14 protein-coding genes are annotated in these 19,913 nt (G+C 60.0%); 10 read left to right on the forward strand and 4 right to left on the reverse strand.

The genetic code is table 11. From position 1 onward, the window contains the following. Window positions 1-77 precede the first annotated feature (77 nt). Window positions 78-2,117, forward strand: a complete 2,040-nt coding sequence (locus tag B5V00_RS12120; protein WP_139800760.1) for a sensor domain-containing protein — start codon at window positions 78-80, stop codon at window positions 2,115-2,117. Between the two features lie 7 nt (window positions 2,118-2,124). Here the strand turns inward: B5V00_RS12120 and B5V00_RS12125 are convergent, their stop codons facing one another. Further along, window positions 2,125-2,445, reverse strand: coding sequence for a cytochrome b5 domain-containing protein (locus tag B5V00_RS12125; RefSeq protein ID WP_216355485.1), 321 nt, complete (start codon window positions 2,443-2,445; stop codon window positions 2,125-2,127). Between the two features lie 143 nt (window positions 2,446-2,588). On the opposite strand from B5V00_RS12125, the gene B5V00_RS12130 reads away from it, so the two are divergent. The 4 genes from B5V00_RS12130 to B5V00_RS12145 all read left to right on the forward strand — a co-directional run bounded on the left by B5V00_RS12130 (window position 2,589) and on the right by B5V00_RS12145 (window position 9,134). Continuing rightward, complete coding sequence (locus tag B5V00_RS12130; protein WP_085011070.1) at window positions 2,589-3,506, forward strand: ExeA family protein; 918 nt, start codon at window positions 2,589-2,591, stop codon at window positions 3,504-3,506. A gap of 635 nt (window positions 3,507-4,141) precedes the next feature. Next, window positions 4,142-5,350: a hypothetical protein gene (locus B5V00_RS12135; protein ID WP_139800761.1), complete on the forward strand. Its 1,209-nt coding sequence runs from the start codon at window positions 4,142-4,144 to the stop codon at window positions 5,348-5,350. Between the two features lie 16 nt (window positions 5,351-5,366). Then, window positions 5,367-6,191, forward strand: a complete 825-nt coding sequence (locus B5V00_RS12140) for a cytochrome C (RefSeq protein ID WP_085011072.1) — start codon at window positions 5,367-5,369, stop codon at window positions 6,189-6,191. 36 nt (window positions 6,192-6,227) lie between these two features. Next, the gene (locus B5V00_RS12145) at window positions 6,228-9,134 is read left to right on the forward strand and encodes a hypothetical protein (RefSeq protein ID WP_085011073.1); all 2,907 of its coding nucleotides are present in this window, start codon (window positions 6,228-6,230) and stop codon (window positions 9,132-9,134) included. Between the two features lie 84 nt (window positions 9,135-9,218). Here the strand turns inward: B5V00_RS12145 and speA are convergent, their stop codons facing one another. Continuing rightward, entirely contained in the window at window positions 9,219-11,114 is a 1,896-nt protein-coding gene (gene speA / locus B5V00_RS12150) for a biosynthetic arginine decarboxylase (protein ID WP_085011074.1), read from the reverse strand. 218 nt (window positions 11,115-11,332) lie between these two features. Then, the gene (gene speE / locus B5V00_RS12155; RefSeq protein WP_085011075.1) at window positions 11,333-12,178 is read right to left on the reverse strand and encodes a polyamine aminopropyltransferase; all 846 of its coding nucleotides are present in this window, start codon (window positions 12,176-12,178) and stop codon (window positions 11,333-11,335) included. Window positions 12,179-12,468: 290 nt separating this feature from the next. Between speE and proC the strand changes: the two genes are divergently transcribed. Further along, complete coding sequence (proC, locus tag B5V00_RS12160; protein ID WP_085011076.1) at window positions 12,469-13,281, forward strand: pyrroline-5-carboxylate reductase; 813 nt, start codon at window positions 12,469-12,471, stop codon at window positions 13,279-13,281. A gap of 9 nt (window positions 13,282-13,290) precedes the next feature. Here the strand turns inward: proC and B5V00_RS12165 are convergent, their stop codons facing one another. Further along, entirely contained in the window at window positions 13,291-13,587 is a 297-nt protein-coding gene (locus B5V00_RS12165; protein ID WP_085011077.1) for a hypothetical protein, read from the reverse strand. Between the two features lie 215 nt (window positions 13,588-13,802). Between B5V00_RS12165 and B5V00_RS12170 the strand changes: the two genes are divergently transcribed. The 4 genes from B5V00_RS12170 to B5V00_RS12185 all read left to right on the forward strand — a co-directional run bounded on the left by B5V00_RS12170 (window position 13,803) and on the right by B5V00_RS12185 (window position 19,867). Beyond that, the gene (locus tag B5V00_RS12170; RefSeq protein WP_085011078.1) at window positions 13,803-15,245 is read left to right on the forward strand and encodes a sigma-54 interaction domain-containing protein; all 1,443 of its coding nucleotides are present in this window, start codon (window positions 13,803-13,805) and stop codon (window positions 15,243-15,245) included. 380 nt (window positions 15,246-15,625) lie between these two features. Beyond that, window positions 15,626-17,269 (forward strand): L-glutamate gamma-semialdehyde dehydrogenase, encoded by a 1,644-nt coding sequence (pruA, locus tag B5V00_RS12175; RefSeq protein WP_085011079.1) that lies wholly within the window; start codon window positions 15,626-15,628, stop codon window positions 17,267-17,269. Window positions 17,270-17,491: 222 nt separating this feature from the next. After that, entirely contained in the window at window positions 17,492-18,400 is a 909-nt protein-coding gene (locus B5V00_RS12180; RefSeq protein ID WP_085011080.1) for a proline dehydrogenase family protein, read from the forward strand. Between the two features lie 339 nt (window positions 18,401-18,739). Beyond that, window positions 18,740-19,867 (forward strand): branched-chain amino acid ABC transporter substrate-binding protein, encoded by a 1,128-nt coding sequence (locus B5V00_RS12185; protein WP_085011081.1) that lies wholly within the window; start codon window positions 18,740-18,742, stop codon window positions 19,865-19,867. The last annotated feature ends 46 nt before the right edge of the window (window positions 19,868-19,913 follow it).

The raw sequence follows: 19,913 nt of genomic DNA on the forward strand, positions 1-19,913 counted from the left end.
GAACTGAGCGCATCGGGTCGAAGAGTTGAAAGAGTTACCGGGTGGATGAACACCCCAACTTTTTCCACGAGGCGGCCATGTTGCCGAAACCTGAGGACAGCCTGTTTTTTCAGAACCTGCCGCTGCCAGCCCTGCTGGCCGATGCCGCGGCCGAAGTCATCGCTGTCAACCCCTTGTTCCGACAGCGTTACGCGTCCACGTTGTCCAGCCGTCATTCCTTTGATATCCACCCGGGAGACAACCTCCCCTGGTTGCAGCCGGTGCTGCAGACGGTTGCCTCCGAGCCGGTCCGGGAGGACTCGGTCATCGGCCCCTGCGGACGACGGCAGCGGGTTCTGCTCAGCCGTCTGGATATGGAAGGCAGGTCGCTGTGGCTGGTACTCTTCCCCGACCGGAACGGAGCCGGCGACAGGGAGGCGGATCTTTGCCCGGCGATCTTTGACAGCCTGCCCGATCCGGTCTGTGTGCTCGATGTCAAAACGTTTTGTATCCTGGGCGCCAACCGGGCTTTCCAGGAAAAATTTGCCGGTTCCACCGGTAGCGACCTGGTCGGCAGCACCTGTCATGAGGTGACCCACCATTCGCCGACGCCCTGCAGTCTCAGCGAGCATCATTGCGCGCTGCGAGAGGTGCTGCGCACCGGGAAGACGGTACGTACCGATCATCTGCATACCTCTTCTGACGGGGATGAACAGGTTTTCGAGGCTATCGCCACACCGTTGCGCGACACCACCGGGGCCATCAGTCGGGTGGTTTATATTCTGCGCGATGTCAGCGACAAGTGCCGTTCGGCGGATGAAATCCGGCAGCTTTCCAATTACGACAAGCTGACCGGGCTGCCCAACCGGGTGCTTTTTCAGGAGCGCCTGCGCCAGGATATTGAACGGGCGGGGCGCGACAGCTTTTCGATTGCGGTGATGTTCCTTGACCTGGATCGCTTCAAAGGCATCAACGATACGCTCGGCCACAATGTCGGCGACAAGCTGCTCAAGGCGGTCGGGTTGCGGCTGGCGGATTGTCTGCGTCGTCATGACCTGGTGGCTCGGGTCGGTGGTGATGAGTTTGTCGTAGTGTTGCCGCGATTGAATGTCGAGGATGAGGCGCACGTGGTGGTGAAGCGGACCCTGGAATCGTTGTCGGAGGCGTTCGATATTGACGGGCAGGAGGTCTTCTGCACTGTCAGTATCGGCCTGGCATTTTATCCGAATGACGGCCAGGACGAGGATGCCCTGTTGAAGAACGCCGAGTTCGCCATGTATCAGGCCAAGGAACATGGGCGCAACACCTGGCAGCGTTTCTCGCTGGAGACCAACGCCGGTGCGGTGGAGAAACTGGTGCTGGAAACCGGCCTGCGTCATGCCCTGGAGCGGGGTGAATTATTTCTGCATTACCAGCCGCAGGTGAGAACGTCCGACGGGCACCCGGTCGGTGCCGAGGCTCTGTGCCGCTGGCAGCATCCCTACCTCGGGCTGGTGCCGCCGATTAAGTTCATTCCATTGGCCGAGGAAACCGGCCTGATTCTGCCGATCGGCGCCTGGGTGCTGGAAGAGGCCTGCCGCCAGAGTGTCGCCTGGCAGGAGCAGGGTTTGCCGCCGGTCCGCATCGGCATCAATCTTTCCGGTCGCCAGTTCAAAGACAGGCATCTGGTCGACAAGATTGCCGAAATCCTGGACCGGACCGGTGTCGATCCGGACCTGGTTGAGCTGGAACTGACAGAAAGTATGTTGATGGATGACGCTCGCGGGACGGCCGAGATGTTGCATAAGCTGCGTGGCCTCGGCGTCCATCTGGCGATCGACGATTTCGGTACCGGTTATTCATCTCTCAGCTACCTGAAGCATTTTCCTATCGATCGGGTGAAAATTGATCGTTCCTTCGTGATGGATCTTGAGGGGGGGGGAGACGATGCCGCCATCGCCGGTGCCATCATCGCCATGGCGCAGAGTCTCAACCTGGCGACCCTTGCCGAGGGAGTCGAGACTGAGGGACAGCTCGAATTTCTGCGTGAACGGGGTTGTGAGGAGATCCAGGGTTATTACTTCGGCAAGCCGATGGCGGCCGAGGATTTTGCCGCCTACCTGCACCGGGAGGCCGGGAACAGGTCCGTGACCGGTTGAGGGTCCCTCAGGACTGTTTCAGCAGCAACAGGATGACGACGCCCGCCGCCAGAATCCCGCCGGCCAGGACAATCCAGCGTCCCGCGGATCCTCGCGGGGCGTTTGTCGTTTCCAGTTCGCCGATCACCGGAAAGCGTTCGATCACACTGCGGACATGGGGGGCGCTCCTGAGTTCTTCGGTCAGGTCGCTGCCCGCCTGATGGGTGCCCCGGTGATCGCCGTTCACCCACAGTGGGCTGTCGCTGACATCGTAAACCTTACCGTTGACGGCAAAACAGGCCCTGCGCCCGTCCCGTCCGTCGCATTGTCGTAATTCATCTCTGGTCATAGATTCTCTCATTTATGCTGAACTGTTTTTTCAACAACTTACTGGCAATTGCGTCGTAGTTGGGGTAAAAAATATGGAACTTATTAACCTTTGTGGAGGCCGTCCCGGGAAGCGATCTCCCTGACCCTGATCTGAAAACGACCATGTATCTGAATTATTTCGGCCTGGACGAAGCCCCCTTTTCCCTGACCCCCGATCCTGATTTCTACTACGGCTGTCCCGGACATCAACGTGCCCTGGATGTTCTCGCCACGGCCCTTGAGTCCGGCGAAGGCATTATCAAGATAACCGGTGAAGTCGGTACCGGCAAGACCCTGCTCTGCCGCAAGCTGCTGGAGAATCTGCGCCCGACTCACCAGACCGCCTATCTGCCGAACCCGCTGCTCGGTCCGGTTGAACTGCATCGGGCGATCGCCGAGGAGATCGTCGCCGGGGCGGTCCACGCGGGTGCCACCATGCATGACCTGCAGAAGCTGATTCAGCAGCGGGCCCTGGAACTCTATCGGGAGGGCCGGAAAGTCGTGGTCTGCATCGACGAGGCCCAGGCGATGTCGGATGTCAGCCTTGAGGCGCTGCGGCTGCTCAGCAACCTTGAGACCGAAAAACGGAAGCTGCTGCAGATCATTCTGTTCGCCCAGCCCGAACTTGACGTGCGCCTGGAGCAGACGATGTTGCGCCAGTTGCGGCAGCGCATCAGCTTCGCGCATCACCTGGTCCCGTTAAACCGGGACGGGGTTCATGACTATATCAACCACCGGGTGCTGATCGCCGGACGACGTGACGGCGCCCTGTTTACCACTCCGGCCATGGATGCCGTGGTCCGGGCCAGCAAGGGAGTTCCGCGGCTGGTCAACATTCTCTGCCACAAGGCCCTGCTGGATTGTTTCCGTCAGAATGACCGTACCGTTGACCGCCGACATGTCATTGCGGCCGTTCGGGACACCTCCGAAGTACAGAACCCCTTCCAGTGGAAACTTTCCCCCGGCCTCTTCTGGGGTATCGCTCTGGTCACCCTGGTGGAACTGGTCCTGATTGTTGTGCTGTTGAAGAACAATCTGTGACCCGGGCGCTCCCCGCACCGTTTCCCCTAGTGAGTTACCGTAAAAACACCTCCGGATAGTTAAGAAAAAAACTTAACTTTTTCAATGCGCTACCGATTGTATTGAAAGAGGGCAATAATGACGCATGGTTCGGGGAGAAGATAAGTTGGAAAAATTTTTTCAATCGGCTTGCAAACTTTGAAATTTGCGGTATGAGAAGTACCGGGGATTGTTAGGAAATAATTATTAAATAGAACCATTTTGGTTGCTTTTTGACGACTGCCACCGTCGAAGTTTTTTTATTAATCCCTGAATCAGTGAATTCATTGCCGGCGAATAGCACAAGTCATTGATCCGTCTGCACTTTCCAAAAATCATCGGCGAACCTTTGGGTGCACCTCAGATTTTTGGGAATCGTATTCAGATCAAGCCCTTGCACTCTTCTTCCGCCATGAAGCCACTGATTCAGGTAATCGGGAGGATGCCGGATTTCCCGGGATTCCCAGTAAAACAATTGAAAGAAAGCGGATCTTGTCGCCGGCCGGATCTCATCTGACAGGGTTTACCGGTTTTATGGGCAATGTTGTCCGTATGGCCGTTCGCACCAAACTTTCTGGTAAGGAGGCGCTATGAAGAATTGCTCAAGGATCTTGGCCTTGCTGGCAGCTGTGCTGCTGGTCGGCATGGTCTGCCAGGCTTCGGCCGCGACCCGGATCAGTGGGCGCGCGAGTACCGAATTCGAGTGGTATGACAATGCCGATGAGGATACGGCCACCCCGATCTACCAGTACCTGTTGTTCAATGCCACCGATATCGCCGATACGGGCTGGACTTTCCGGGGCTACGGCCGCCTGGCGGACGATCCCTCCGATGAGGCGGACGTCGATTCCGAGTTCTATTACGGGTACCTCGAAAAACGGAACCTGGTCACCGATCTCGACCTCAAGCTGGGACGGCAGTTCATTTCCACCAGCGCCGGGGCATCGGTGATGGACGGGCTCTACCTCAACTACAACAACCTGGGGCCGGTCGATCTCGCTTTCTTCGGTGGCGGGGACGTCAAGTTCGACGACAACTACAGCACCGGAGACTGGATCGTCGGCGGAGAGGTCTCTTCCGACCGCCTGATCAAGAACCTCGCAGCGGGATTTTCCTACCTGCAGAAATGGGAGGATGAAGAACTCGGCTATGAGTTGTTCGGTCTTGATCTTGACTACAACCTGCCCAACCTGATGCGCTTCTACAGCGAGACCCAGTACAGCTGGCTGACCGACGAAGTCACCTATTTTCTGCTCGGCGCCAAGTATTACCGGGATTCCAGGTGGTCGTTGCGGGCCGAATATCTCTACTCGCTGCCGGTCTTCTCTTCGACCTCGATTTACTCGGTCTTTGCCGTCGACGAATACGAAGAGGCCCTGCTCGAATTCAACTACCTGATCCAGACCGGGTTGAATGCCTACGGTCGCTATACCCACGAATTCTACCAGAGCACCAGCGATGCCGATGTCTTCGAGGCCGGGCTGGAGATGCAGCGGATCGCGAAGCTTTCCGGTTACCTGGTCGGTACCTACCGGCTGGATGAGGACGGCCAGGATCTCATGGGGATCAAGATCCGGGTCGCCTACCTGTTCCATCCCCGGTTCGAGGCCGGTATCGGCGCTCATGTCGACGTGCTGGAACGACAGATCGGTTTCCTTGGTGATCAGTACAACGATGAGGACGATACCACCAGTCAGCGTTACTGGGTTGACGCGACCGCTTACCTGACCGAGAAGATCAATCTTCAGGGAAAACTCGAAGCGGTCAAGAGCGACCTGTGGGATAAGTATTTTCGGGGCCGTTTGCGCCTGAATTACCTCTTTTGAGTAAAGGAGCAAGCATATGGTTCGCATCCTGTTGACACTTTTTATTGTTCTGGCTGCAGGCGCCCCGGCCTGGGCCGTCACTTTCAACCACAGCGAGCATGACGGTTACACTGAAGATGTCTCCTGTACGACCTGCCATGTCGAAGGCGCCCAGAGTATTGTTCCCGCCAAGAAGGTCTGTGAACAGTGCCACGATGCCGATTTCGCCAAGGGAGTTGATTACCCGAGTCTGGCCAGTCACGGACCGCTCTGGGCTTTCCAGCATCGCGCGCAGGCCAAGGGGTCTGCCATCAACTGCTCGCAGTGCCACGAACAGGATTTCTGTTTCGAATGCCATACCAACGCCGGCCGCGCCGACGAGCAGGGGTCGTTCGGCAACAATCTGGCCAATGTGCATCGCAGTGACTTCCAGGTCAGTCACCCGATCGCCGCCCGTACCGATCCGCAGCTCTGCAGCAGCTGCCATGAAACCAGTTTCTGTGCTGATTGCCACAATACCTTCAATCGCGCGGACCTGGCCTTCAAGTCCCATCGCCGCGCCTGGAGCGACCTGAAAGTCAGTCCCTCGGGTCCGGAGCATCGTTTTTACGACCAGAGCCAGTGCCAGTCCTGCCATCCGAACTCGGTGCTGCCGTCGCATGACTGGAGCGGCAGTCATGCCCGCGAGGCACGCAAGAACCTGGCGACCTGCCAGGCCTGTCACCCGGAGGGTGATATCTGTCTGAAGTGTCACAGCGCTCGTGCCGGACTGAGAGTCAATCCCCATCCCGCGGACTGGGGTGATATCAAGGGACGTCTGGATCGCGCCAGCAGCGGCAAGACCTGCCGCCGGTGCCATTAATCGAATTTCTCCAACCTAAAGGACTCAGGAGGATTTATGTCAAGAAAACTGATCGCATTCTTAGCGGCAACATTGGTGATCGCGCCCCTCTGGGGCTGCGGCAGCAACCGTGACTCCGGCGGCGGTGGAAGCACCGTGCAGACTCCCAACCAGGTCATCGCGACAGCATCCTTCGTCGGCTCGACCCGGTGTCTTTCCTGTCACAACGACAAGTCCAACTGGGGGCACACCCTGCACAAGGCGGTGCTGCGGGCACCGGGTTCCTTCTCCCCGGCTCAGGCCAAGACGGAAAGTTTTTATGCCGGAACCATCAATGCCGGTCTGACCGCCCTGATCGGCGGCCAGGTTATCTATTTTGATTATGACGGGGCGAGTTGGACAGCGAATACCGCATCCGGTCCCAATACCAAGTACCAGACCCGTATTTTCGAGCCCGCGGATAGCACCAACCCGGTTCCGGGACAATACACGTTCCAGATCACGGACGGGACAACCACCAGAAACTATAAAGTCCTCCTGACCTACGGCGGTGAGGCCAACTACAAGCAGCGTTATGTTGTGACCGGCATCGGTGCCAGCAAGCATATTTCGCCGATCCAGTACAATGACAAGGGGACCGGGGCCGATCAGTGGGTTGCCTATCACGCTGAACGCTGGTTCAATACCACCACCAACAGCCTGGCCGAACCGCCGGCCGAGGAGTCCTTCGACGGCAACTGTGCCGGATGCCATTTCACCGGCTATCAACTGGCCAAGAACGGTGCCGGTGAAGAGATCGCCGACGCGGTGGACGATATCAACGGCGCCCTCGATTTCGACGGCGACGGCAGCATGGATGAGATCAACGTCGGTTGCGAGGCCTGTCACGGCGCCGGCAGCGTTCACGCGGAAACCCAGAATCCCGCCTACATCATCAATCCGGCCGACCTGACTCCCGTTGAGGCCAACATGGTCTGCGGCCAGTGCCACATCCGCGGCAAGTCAATCGACAAATTCACCGAGTTCGCCGAGGCCACCGCCACCGCTCCGGTGCAGGCCCCGTTCCCGGCCAAGCTTGACGCTGACGGAAACCTGATGAAATTCCGTCCCGGGCTGGATGATCTGTCGACCTTCTACAGCTTTGACAGCGGTGACGGCTCAGGTGCCGGAAGCTTTACCAGCCAGTACTGGGGTGGAGAGCCCTCCAGCGGTGATTTCCAGGCGTCGGTCAAGCATCATCAGCAATATATCGATATTCTGCAGGGGCCCCATTCTCCGACCGGTTCCGATCCCGATGTGCCCCGTTGTTACACCTGTCATGATATGCACAACAATTCCGATCCCGGCGCTCACCAGGTCGTGACCAATCGCGTGGATGACGGCGTCAAGATGACGACCGCCAATGACAATGACACCCTCTGTCTCTCCTGTCATGCCGGGATGCCGGGGCCCTTTGTCAATCTGACCAAGGAAGATGTCGCCAACATGACCCCCAACGGTGCCTTCAACGATCAGATGGATGCGGTCAAGAAGGCGGTGACCGACCATACCCAGCATTACTATGATCCGACCAAGGTCGACGGTACCAGTGGCGGTGTCAGTCGCTGCTCCAAGTGCCATATGCCGAAAACCGCCAAGTCGGCGCTCAAGTATGATATCCACGCGCACACCTTCGAGGTGATCGAGCCGGCGGCTTCCAAATCGACCTCGCCTTCGGCGGGTGTCCCCAACGGCTGCACCAGCTGTCACACCGCGGCCGACGATGCGGCCCTCGATGCCCTGCAGGCCGAGTTTGACGAGAAATTCCCGAAAGGGACCGACGGCCATCTCGATGAAACCCTGCGCGACCCCAACCTCGAGTACATCGGCTGGGCGGCGACCGGCCACGCCAACTACGCCGATGACCCGTTCAACCACTGGAACGCCGACGGGTCCATTCCGACCAGCTGCGCCAAGTGTCACAGCAAGGTCGGCTTCCGGGACTGGGCCCTGGACGGCACCGTTGACGCCGCCGCGCCGATCGGCCAGGTTCTTTCCTGCGGCACCTGCCACGTTAACGGCCAGGACCCCGAAATGGGCAACGGCAACCTGGGCAGTACCGATATGCTCTATGACGACCTGGCAACCTACACCGCTCTGGCCAATGTCGTTTTCCCGAGCGGGGCGGCCCTGACGCTGAACAATGACAGCAATATGTGCATGGCCTGCCACACGGGCCGCAAGTCGAAGGCTGACGTGGACGCTTATGTTCCCGGAAGCAATTTCGGCAGCGTCAACCCGCATTACCTGGCCGCCGCCGCGGTGATGTTCGGCACCGATGCCCAGGGTGGTTATGAATATGCCGCCAAGACCTATGCCGGGCAGAATGACTTCTCGGCGGTTCCGGGTGACGATATGACCGCCTTCGACACTTGTACCGAATGTCACATGAGCGGCAACGGCAAGTCGACCCATCAACTGGTCAAGCCGGCGATCAACGATTGTCTCCCCTGCCATGCTGATGATCCGTCACAGCCGGCCTATCCGAATGTCGACGCCACCAATTTCAAGTTCAGCGGCATCCGCAACCCGGCCAACACCACCGACTACAACGGCAACGGCAATACGACCGAGTCTCTCAAGGATGAGATTCGCGCCCTCGAAGCCGACCTGCTGACCGACATCATGACCTACGCCGCCAACCCGGCCGGTCTGAACGCGCCGGTGGTCTACGATGATGCCACCTATCCCTACTGGTTCAACGATACCAACGGCAATGGCGTGGTTGATCCGGGGGAAAATATTTACCCCAACGCCTACACGGCCTTCGACACCACGATGATCCGTGCGGCTTACAACTACACCTTCAGCGTCAAGGAACCGCACGGCTATATCCACCATCCGGACTACATCGCCCAGTTGCTGATCGACTCGATGGAAGATCTGGGCACGGATATCGTCGCCCGTGGTTATGTTCGCCCGTAGTTTGATCTTCGGGTGAAGGGTCAAATGAAAAGGGCCGCTGCGGTGATCGCAGCGGCCCTTTTTTTTCGCGTTGCGCGGTTTGTTTCAGGTCTCGAAATAGCTGTAACCGTCGAGTCCGGCGTTGAAACAGGCGAGGATCTCCTGTCGTTGCGGCAGGTTGATGCGGTTCTCGCGGACCGCCTGCTCGGCAGTGGCCCGGAACCGGGCTTTGAGTTCGCGGGCGTCGTACTGGACATAGCCGAGCAGGTCGGCAACGCTGTCGCCCCGGTCTTCGCGGGTGATGACGAAGCCGCCGTCCGCTTCGATCCGGACGCTGGCGATGTCAGTGTCGCCGAACAGGTTGTGCAGGTCGCCGAGGGTTTCCTGGTAGGCGCCGACCAGGAAGGTGGCGAGCACGTAGTCCTCGCCCGGAGCGAGTTCATGCAGCGCCAGGGTGGCGCGGGTGCCCCGGTCGGCGATGAAGCGGCTGATGCGGCCGTCGCTGTCGCAGGTGATGTCGGCGATGACCGCATGGCATTGCGGTTTTTCGGCGAGACGCCGAATCGGCGCCACCGGGAAGAGCTGGCCGATCGCCCAGTGATCCGGCAGGGACTGGAAAACACTCAGATTGCCGTAGTAGATGGCGGCCAGATCCTCGCGCAGGGTCTGCAGGTCGGCGGGGAGCTGCTGCCCGGGAGATTGGCGCAGCAGGCGCCGACCGGCGGCCAGCAGCAGTTCCTGGGCCAGGGCGCGATCGCGCAGGGAGAGCTGTCCGGCGGTGAAAAGCTCATGCAGCCGGTCGCGGCAGGCGACGATCTCCCGGTAATTCTGCTGAGGCGTCTCGGCTCCGATTCGTTCCAGCCGGGACGCCATTTTCCGCAGCAGGGGATGGGCCTCGGGCCCGGGGATGAGACCTTCCGCGGCGGGGTCGAAACGGGTGACGTCGAAGATGTTGAACAGCAGCAGGGAGTAGTAGGCGACCGTTTCCCGGCCCGATTCGGTGATGATGGTCGGCGGCCGATCCGGGTCGGTCAGGTTTGTCATCACCGTTTCCACCAGCGCCGCGGCATAGCCTGCCAGGCTGTAGTCGCGGGACTGGCTGTCGCTGGAGCCGGTGCCGAGGTAGTCGACCGCCAGTCCGCCGCCGAAATCGATCATCTCCATCGCCGCCCCCTCGTTCATCAGCTCCTGGTAAAAGCGGCAGGCCTCTGCCGCCGCCGAGCGGATGTCGTCGAGTTGCGGGATCTGCGAGCCGAGGTGGCAGTGCAGCAGGCGCAGGGTGTTGAGCATCTCCGCTTCCCGCAGCCGGTCGACAACCTCGACCAGTTGGCTGATGGAGAGGCCGAAGATGCTGCGCTCGCCGCTGGTCAGGTTCCAGTGACCGCCGACGGTGGTGGAGAGCTTGACCCGTACGCCGAGTCGCGGTTCGACGCCGAGCGCGCGGCTACGCGCGAGGATGACCGGCAGCTCCGCCGGGGTCTCGATGACGAAGATACACTGGAAACCGAGCTGACGGGCGCGCAGGCCGAGGTCGATGAATTCCCGGTCTTTGTAGCCGTTGCAGATGATCAGGCTGCCGTCGGCCGGAAGACTGGCGAGGGCGATCATCAGCTCCGCCTTGCTGCCGGCTTCCAGGCCGTGCCGGTAGGGGGCGCCGAAGCGGGTGATCTCCTCGATGACCTGGCGCTGCTGGTTGACCTTGATCGGGAAGACCCCCCGGTAGCTGCCGGGGTAATCGTGTTCGGCGATGGCGTTGCGGAAAGCCTCGTTGAGCCGCGTGATCTGGGCGTCGAGCAGGTTTTCAATCCGCAGCAGCAATGGCAGCCGCAGGTCACGCTGTCGGACGCCGTCGAGGATCTCGGCCAGCGCCACCTGGATGCTGCCGTCGGCAGTCGGAACCCGGACCGTCAACTCGCCCCGGGCGGAGACATCGAAATAGCCGTTGCCCCAGCGGCGGATACCGTAGAGTTCGGCGGAATCGTCAGTGGTCCAGTCGGTCATGGGTTGCTCCGGGGAAGGGTCATTGAATGGATGCCACCAAGACACCAAGGACACCAAGAAGACCGTTTTACAGACAGAAGCTGGGCAGGAGAATAGGTGCAAACGTATTTTTGCTTCTCGAGACCGGGAAGTGAGGAGCTTTGCGTGTTGTCATTCGTGGCTTCCTGGTGTCTTCCTTTGGTTTTCTTGGCGCTCTTGGCGTCTTGGCGGCGCAAATTTCAGTCTGCGATATTCTCCCGCGCGAAAGTCGGCAGCATGAAGGCGCCGAGGTGCAGGTCTTCGTTGTAGTATTTGGTGTGGAAATCCCGTTTCGCCGCCCGTTCACGGTCGAAATCCCGCACCGGATGGTATTTCTTGCTGGCGAAGGCGAAGCTCCACAGTCCCGACGGATAGGTGGGGATGAAGGCCTGGTACATTTCGACGATCGGGAAGACGGCGCGCAGGTTGCGGAACATGTCCCGTTGAATCTGCGCATGATAGAAGGGTGATTCGCTCTGCGCCACCATGATACCGTCCTCTTTGAGCGCTCCGAACACCAGCCGGTAGAAATCCTCTTCGAACAGGCCGACCGCCGGACCGATCGGGTCGGTGGAATCGACCAGGATGACATCAAAGGCATTCTGGTGTTCGCGGATGTAGGCGAGACCGTCGTCGATATGCAGCTTGACCTTCGGATGACTGCCGTCGATGGCGCCGGCCAGGGTCGGCAGATGCTCCACCGACTTGCGCACCACCAGCCCGTCGATTTCACAGAGTGTGGCCAGTTCGACCTCGGGATGGCGGACGATTTCGCGGATGCTGCCGCCGTCGCCGCCGCCGATCACCAGCACCTGCTTCGGGGCGGGATGAACGAACAGCGCCGGGTGGGCGATCATGTCGTGGTAGACGAACTCGTCCCGCTCGGTACACATCACCAGTCCGTCGAGCAGCATCATGCGGCCGTATTCGGGGGTGTCGACGATGTCGAGCTGCTGAAATTCGCTTTTGCCGGAAAAGAGGGTTCTGGTCACCCGCAGGGTGATGCCGACGTTCTTGCTGTGTTTCTCGGTGTACCACATGTCCATGGAGTTGCTCCTGGAAAGAATGCCGCCAAGATGCCAAAAATCATTCCAGCGGAGAGCCGCTGAGAAGCAGAGATGGAGAGAAAAACCTTTTCTTCGTGCCTCTCCCTCTCTGCTTCTCCACGTTAGGATGTTGACTCTCCTGGCGTCCTGGCGGCGAAACGATTTTGCCTTGCCTTATAGCGTTCGCTCCCCCGGGTGTCAACGGGATTCGCTCCTTGCGCAACTTTCCTTGACAATTCCGGCGGTTGCCGATTTACTGACGACATTTACTTGCAGCGGGAGAGAACTTCATGACCAAGGACAAAAAGATCGGCTTCATCGGCGGCGGCAACATGGCCGAGGCGTTCATCAAGGGCCTGCTTGATGCCGGCGCCAAGAAGAAAAATATCACTTTTTATGAGCCGTTTGCCAGTCGGCGTGAACATCTTGAAGAGAGTTACGGGGTCAGCAGCGCCGCCGGGAATCTCGACCTGGTTCGGGACAACGACATCGTGGTGCTGGCGATCAAGCCGCAGATCGTGCGTGAAGTTCTTGCGGACCTGGAAGGTGCTTTCGGCCGGGACACCCTGTTGATCTCAATCCTCGCCGGGGTTCATACCCACACCCTGGAGAACCTGCTCGGCGGCGCGCCGCGGGTGGTGCGGGCGATGCCGAATACCCCGGCCCTGGTCGGGGCCGGAGCCGCCGCGGTCTGTGCCGGTGAATATTCCGAAGCGGGAGATCTCGATCTGGCCTGTGAACTGTTTCGCGCCGTCGGCACGGTGGTGCAGGTCAGCGAGAGCCAGCTCGATGCCGTCACCGGCCTCTCCGGTTCGGGACCGGCCTTTGTCTATACCTTTATCGAGGCCCTGGCGGCCGGTGGGGTGCAGGAAGGCCTGCGGCTCGATGTCGCTCAGGAACTGGCCGTGCAGACGGTGTACGGTGCCGCCAAGCTGGTCAAGGAGAGCGGCGAACATCCGGCGCTGCTGCGGGAAAAAGTCTGTTCTCCCGGCGGAACCACCATCGCCGCGGTGCGGGTGCTTGAGGAACGCAGTCTGCGGGCCAGTCTGATGGACGCGGTCGGGGTGGCGACCCGCCGGTCGAAGGAGTTGGGGCAGGCCTGATGCCGTTGTTCAGCGCCTCGGAAAGCCCTTCTTGTTCCCGGGGTACTCCAGTGTGACGCAGTTTTCCGAACTCCAGTATTCGGTATCGGTGATGCGCGGCACCTCGATAATGCGGCCCGGAACCATTCGGTGGTTGTGATCCTGTTGCTGTTGCAGGGAAATGCGGACCCGTTTCGGTTTCACGGCGGTGATACGCCCGCGCCCGTGATGTACTCCCTGCGCGTCGATCCAGTTGACCGCTACGGTTTTGCCGACTTGCAGCTTTTCATTTTCTTCGACCAATGCCTGGATCGGATCTGGTCCCATTGCTTGTCGCCCCTTTCGTTCTGCCGGTTCCGGTTTCAGTCCAGATCCGCTCAGAAACGTGTCGTTTCAATTTGCATGTCTGTTCAACGGTTGCAACCGCTTCTTCCCTGTTTCGACATCCGTGGAAGAAAAATTCAATACAAAATTGAATAAAGCTATTCATTATTGTATAGTTCGTGTTTATCTGGTTGCTGCCCGGTTTGGAGAGGTCGTCTATGGTTGACAGCAATATGGAACGCACGCGTTCAAAGCGGCGGTTGCAGGAGATTGTCAGTGAACTCGACGCGATCATTGACTCCTCGTCCGACGGCCTGTGGATCTGCGATGCCGAGGCGCGGGTGATCCGCATCAACCCGGCTTCGGAGCGGATCAACAATATCACCGCGGATGAAGTGGTCGGGCGCCGGATGCAGGAGCTGCTGGAACAGGGCTTCGTCGACCGTTCGGCGGCTCTTGAAGCCCTGCAGGAGCGCCGGGTGGTCAGCCTGCTGCAGACCAACCACAACGGCCGCAAGCTGATATCGACCGGCACTCCGGTTTTCGATGACCGGGGGGAGCTGATTCGGGTGGTGGTCAGTGAACGCGACATCACCGAGACTGAACAGCTGCAGCGCCAGCTTGAGGACCAGCAGGCAATGGGAGACGGTTACCGCGAGCAGATGCTGCAGATGCAGCAGTTCGAGCTGCGCAACCAGCCGTTGATCGCCAAGTCTCCCTGTTTTGTCAAGACCCTGCGCCAGGCGCTGAAGGTCGCCCGGGCCGATTCCTCGGTGCTGATCTCCGGTGAATCGGGAGTCGGCAAGGGGTTGATCGCCGACCTCATCCACCAGCATTCGAGTCGTGCCGAGAAGCCCCTGATCAAGCTCAATTGCGGGGCCATTCCCGAAACCCTGATCGAATCGGAGCTGTTCGGCTACGAGAAGGGAGCCTTCACCGGCGCCAGCAGCAGCGGCAAGGCGGGTCATTTCGAACTGGCGCATGGCGGCATTCTGTTTCTCGACGAGATCGCCGAGTTGCCCCTTGCCTCCCAGGTGAAGCTGCTGCGTTTTCTTGAAGACGGCCGCATCACCCGCCTCGGCGGCACCCGCCCGCTGCACGCCGATGTGCGCATCCTTGCCGCCACGCACCGCAATCTCGAGCAGATGGTTGACGAGGGGCGTTTTCGTTTCGATCTTTTCTATCGGCTCAACGTCATTCCCCTGCGCGTCCCTTCCCTGCGCGAGCGCGGCGACTGCATCCTGCCGCTGGTGCGTCACTACCTCGACCATTTCGGCACCCGGTTCGGCATTCACAAGCGACTGACCGCCGCCGCTCTGGATCGGCTGCAGACCTATGACTACCCCGGCAATGTGCGGGAACTGATGAACATCTGCGAGCGGCTGGTGGTGATGACTGAGTCCGATCTGATCGATCTTCCGGACCTGCCGGCGGTGCTGCAGGAACGCGGACCGCTTCCCGACCAGGGTGACTTCGTCTGGCCGGCGCAGATGAGTCTCGACCAGATTGTGCAGAGTACCGAGCGTGAGGTGCTGGCCCTGGCCGCCCGCCGTTATCGCAGCCAGGTGAAGATTGCCGCGGCGCTGAACGTCAGTCAGCCGACCGTGGCCCGCAAGTTGAAAAGATGCGGATTGCCCTCATCCGGCCTTATTCAGAATTGAATAATTTCACCGCTTTCTTCCTGCCTCCGGGCGGCGGCGTCGGACCGGTTTCTGCTGCTTCTCGATAAAACCGCGTTTTCTTTCTAACTCCCTATTTCTACAGATTATTTCCTGGATGCTTGCCGCTTTTGCCGTGTTCAGGGACATTTTATTGTTCGGCGCGCTTAAGTTGTTGAAAAACAGTGCTAAACTGAGCCTTGCGAGGGCGGTGAAGAGGGTTTCGGTCGGTTCTTGTTTGGGTGAGCAAAACGCTATTTGGCATCAGCTTTGCTGTAACCGGTCGGGTCGGCACGGCAGAGAACCCTGTCGGTCCCGAAAGAACTCACACCTGAAGCGGTGATGCACTCACGGCTTCAGGTCATATCCATCGAGGTGACAACATGCATCTGTACAACAACGCGGTGATCAGGGTTCCGGTTCCCGAAAATGAACCGGTCTACAACTACGCTCCCGGCAGCCCCGAGCGGGCAGGTCTGAAACAGGCCCTTGAGGAGATGGCGGCACAGAAGATCGAGATACCGCTGCTTATCGGCGGACGTGAAGTGCGCACCGGACGTATGGGCAAGGTGGTCATGCCCCATGATCACGGTCACCAGCTGGCCGAGTACCACCAGGCCGGTCCTGAAGAGGTGAAGCAGGCGATCGCCGCCGCCCTTCAGGCCCGCGAAGGCTGGCAGCGGATGCGCTGGGAAGAGCGGGCGGCGATCTTTCTCAAGGCCGCCGACCTGCTGGCGACCAAATACCGTTACCAGATCAACGCCGGGTCGATGCTCTCGACCAGCAAGAACGCCTTCCAGGCGGAGATCGATGCTGCCTGCGAGTTGATTGACTTTCTCCGTTTCAACGTCTACTACGCCCAGCAGATCTACGAAGAGCAGCCGATGATCAACGCCCGCGGGCTGTGGAACATGGTTCAGCACCGGCCGCTGGAGGGTTTCGTCTTCGCCGTGACCCCCTTCAATTTCACCGCTATCGCCGGCAACCTGCCGACCGCCCCGGTGATCATGGGCAACGTGGCGGTCTGGAAACCGGCTTCAAGCTGCGTCTACACCCCCTGGCTGTTCATGAAGATCCTGCAGGAGGCGGGACTGCCGGACGGGGTGATCAACTTCGTTCCCGGTCGCGGCGCCGACGTCGGCGATGTCTGCCTGGCCGACGAGAACCTGGCCGGCATCCATTTTACCGGTTCGACCGCGGTCTTCCAGTCGATGTGGCGCAAGGTGGGCGAGAATATCGCCAACTACAAGTCCTATCCGCGCATTGTCGGCGAGACCGGCGGCAAGGATTTCGTCTTCGCCCACGCTTCGGCCGATGTCGACGGGCTGGTCACCGCGCTGGTGCGCGGCGCCTTCGAGTACCAGGGACAGAAATGTTCCGCCGCTTCACGCGCCTATATTCCGGCTTCACTCTGGCCCGAGGTGGAGCGCCGCCTCAAGGAGGAGATCGACCGCATCAAAATGGGGGATGTCAGGGACTTCCGCAACCTGGTCAACGCCGTTATCGATCGTTCGGCCTTCGATACCATTACCCGTTACATCGATCTGGCCAAAGACTCCGCCGATGCAGCCATCATCGCCGGCGGCGGCTACGACGACAGCAAGGGCTATTTCATCGAGCCGACGGTGATCCTGGCGGCCAAACCCGACTTCACCACCATGGTCGAAGAGATTTTCGGCCCGGTGCTGACCATCTATGTCTATCCCGACGCCGAGTACGAGCAGACCCTCGAACTCTGCGACCGCACCTCGCCCTACGCGTTGACCGGGGCGATCTTCTCGCAGCAGCGGACCGCGACCAGCCTGGCGCTTGCGAAGCTGGAGAACGCAGCCGGCAATTTCTACATCAACGACAAGCCGACCGGAGCGGTGGTCGGTCAGCAGCCGTTCGGCGGCGGCCGGGCTTCGGGTACCAACGACAAGGCCGGCAGCATCCTCAACCTGATCCGCTGGGTCTCGCCGCGCACCATCAAGGAAACCTTCGTGCCGCCGAGCCGGCCGGACTATCCGTTTATGGAGGCGGAGTAGGGCGGCCGATGAAAAGCCCCCATCTGCGTTGTTGCCCTCGGCCGGGTCGCTGCGACGTAGCTGCCGCTACGCCTCACTCCCCGGCCCGCGGGCGCCTAGCATCTGGGGACTTTTGATCGGCCTTGTCGGAGGCTGGAGTCCGGGGGGCTCTCGCAACCTCGAACTTTGGCCCAGCGCCTGACGCCAGGCGCCCCTAACCTGTTTTTTGCGGAGCAAAAAAACATGTCTCTCTTCAACCTGCTGGTCAGCAAGACCATCATGCATATTCCGGGGCCGCTGGTCGGGTTTTTCGCCCGCGGCTATATCGCCGGCGAGCAACTTGACGATGCCGTCCGGGTGGCCCGAGAGCTGAACGGCCAGGGCATCATGGCGACCATCGACGTCCTCGGTGAGTTCATCACCAACCTTGACCAGGCCCGCGGTTTCAAGGAAGAATGTCTGCGGATTCTGCAGACCATCGACGCCGAAGGTCTGGACGCCAACCTGTCGCTCAAGCCGACCCAGATGGGCCTGCTGCTCGACCGTGACCAGGCGCTGGCCAATATCCGCGAGATCGTCGCCCGTGCCGCGGACCTCAACAGTTTCGTGCGCATCGACATGGAGGATATCTCCTGCACCGACGCGACCCTCGACTTCTATCGCACCCTGCGGGAGGAATTCCCCGGCCATGTCGGCGTGGTGCTGCAGTCCTACCTGCGGCGCACCCCGGCGGATATCATCGCGCTGAGTGACGCGCCGATGAACTTCCGGCTCTGCAAGGGGATCTACAACGAGCCGCGCACCGCGGCCTGGAAGGATCCCTATGTCATCAACCGCAACTACACCCGCTGCCTGGAACGGATCTTCGCGGCGGGGGGCTACGTCGGCATCGCCACCCATGATGAAAAGCTGGTGTTCGAGGCCCTGCGGCTGATCGAAAAACTCGGCCTGGAACCGGATCGCTACGAGTTCCAGATGCTGCTCGGGGTGGATGAGGAATTACGGCGGATCATCGTCGATGCCGGGCACCGGATGCGGGTCTACGTCCCCTACGGCGAATCCTGGCTGCCCTATTCACGCCGGCGGCTGAAGGAGAACCCGAGTATTGCCGAGCATGCCCTGCGGCAGATGCTGGGAATGCGCAAGGTTTAGCAGGCTGATGAAAACGCCCATCTGCGGCGTTGTCCTTCCCCCGTGTCAACGACGTACCTTCCGGTACGCCTTATGCCGCGGGGCTGCGGACGCCTTGTATCTGGATATTTTTGCTCAGCCCGGAGAACGTGACTTTTTCAACACCCCGGCAGGAAGAAGGTTGGTGGCCGGAGCACGGCGAATCTGACTTGGAAACGGCAGCAGGAATGTGTAGTATCTGTCAAACCGTTGTTTGATTTAATGAAATTGCCGGCTCGAACCGGCGCGCGGTTCAACCCTCGAAGGGTGGCGGATCGAGATCCGTCACCATCCAACCCTTTTTTTATGTGGAGGTAGACAATGCACAAACTGAGCAAACTGATGCTGGCCGCCGCGGCTTTCTGTCTCGTGGCTGCCCCCGCCCTCGCCGACACCCTCAAGGTCGGCGTTCAGGCCCCGATCACCGGCAGCTATGCCAATGAGGGCCAGGGAATCGAGAACGGCGTAAGGCTGCTGGCTGAACAGATCAACGCCAAGGGCGGCGTGCTGGGCAAGAAGATCGAAGTGATTGTCTGCGACGATCAGGGCACCGCCATGGCCGCCGCCATCTGTGCCAAGGACCTGGTCAACCAGGGCGTCAAGATGGTTATCGGTTCCTACACTTCGACCTGCGCCGAAGCCGCGCAGAAGACCTACTTCAATGCCGGCGTGCTGCAGACCTCGGACGGCACCGCCGACAGCCTGACCGCGAAGGGCTACTGGACCTTCCTGCGCAACTCCTTCCCGAACAGCGCCGAGGCCGAATTCGCCGCCAACTACATGGTCAACGTCAAGAAGTACAAGCGCATCGTCGTGCTGTCCGATTTCTCGACCTACGCCGACGGCCTGGCCAATGCTACCGAAGCGGCAATCAAGAAGCTCGGCGGCAACGTCGTCTCCCGTGACAAGATCAAGGCCGACTCGCAGAATTTCACTCCGGTCCTGACCAGCATCAAGGCCAAGAATCCGGATGTGATCTTCTTCGCCGGTTACTACTCGGACGGTGGACAGATCCGCTCCCAGCAGGTGGCGCTCGGTATCAAGGCCGATTTCATCGGCGGTGACGCCAACGACAATCCCGATTTCGTCAAGCTGGCCGGTTCCGCCGCCGAGGGTGCCTATATCATCAACGTGCCCTCGCCGGACGTCCTCCCCTACGAGATCGCCAAAACTTTCATCGCCGACTACAAGGCCAAGTATGGCATGATGCCGGCCTCGATCTGGGGCCTGATGAACATCGACGGCATGCGCGCCATCATTCATGCCATGGAAGCGAACAAGAGCTTCGATACCCGGAAGGCCGCGGACTACCTGCACAACCTGAAAGAGCCCCTGCCGGGGATCACCGGCCCGATTGCCTTCGCCAAGGACGGCAACCGCAAGGGCGGTTCCTATGTCGTCAAGAGGGTCAAGGCCGACGGCAGCTACTCCTACGAATACGTCAAGTAACATGGTCTGAACGAGGCAGGAGGGGGGGAGAACTCCCCCCTCCTGT

The organism is Geothermobacter hydrogeniphilus (assembly GCF_002093115.1).
In the GTDB taxonomy this organism is placed as follows: Bacteria; Desulfobacterota; Desulfuromonadia; order Desulfuromonadales; family Geothermobacteraceae; genus Geothermobacter_A; species Geothermobacter_A hydrogeniphilus.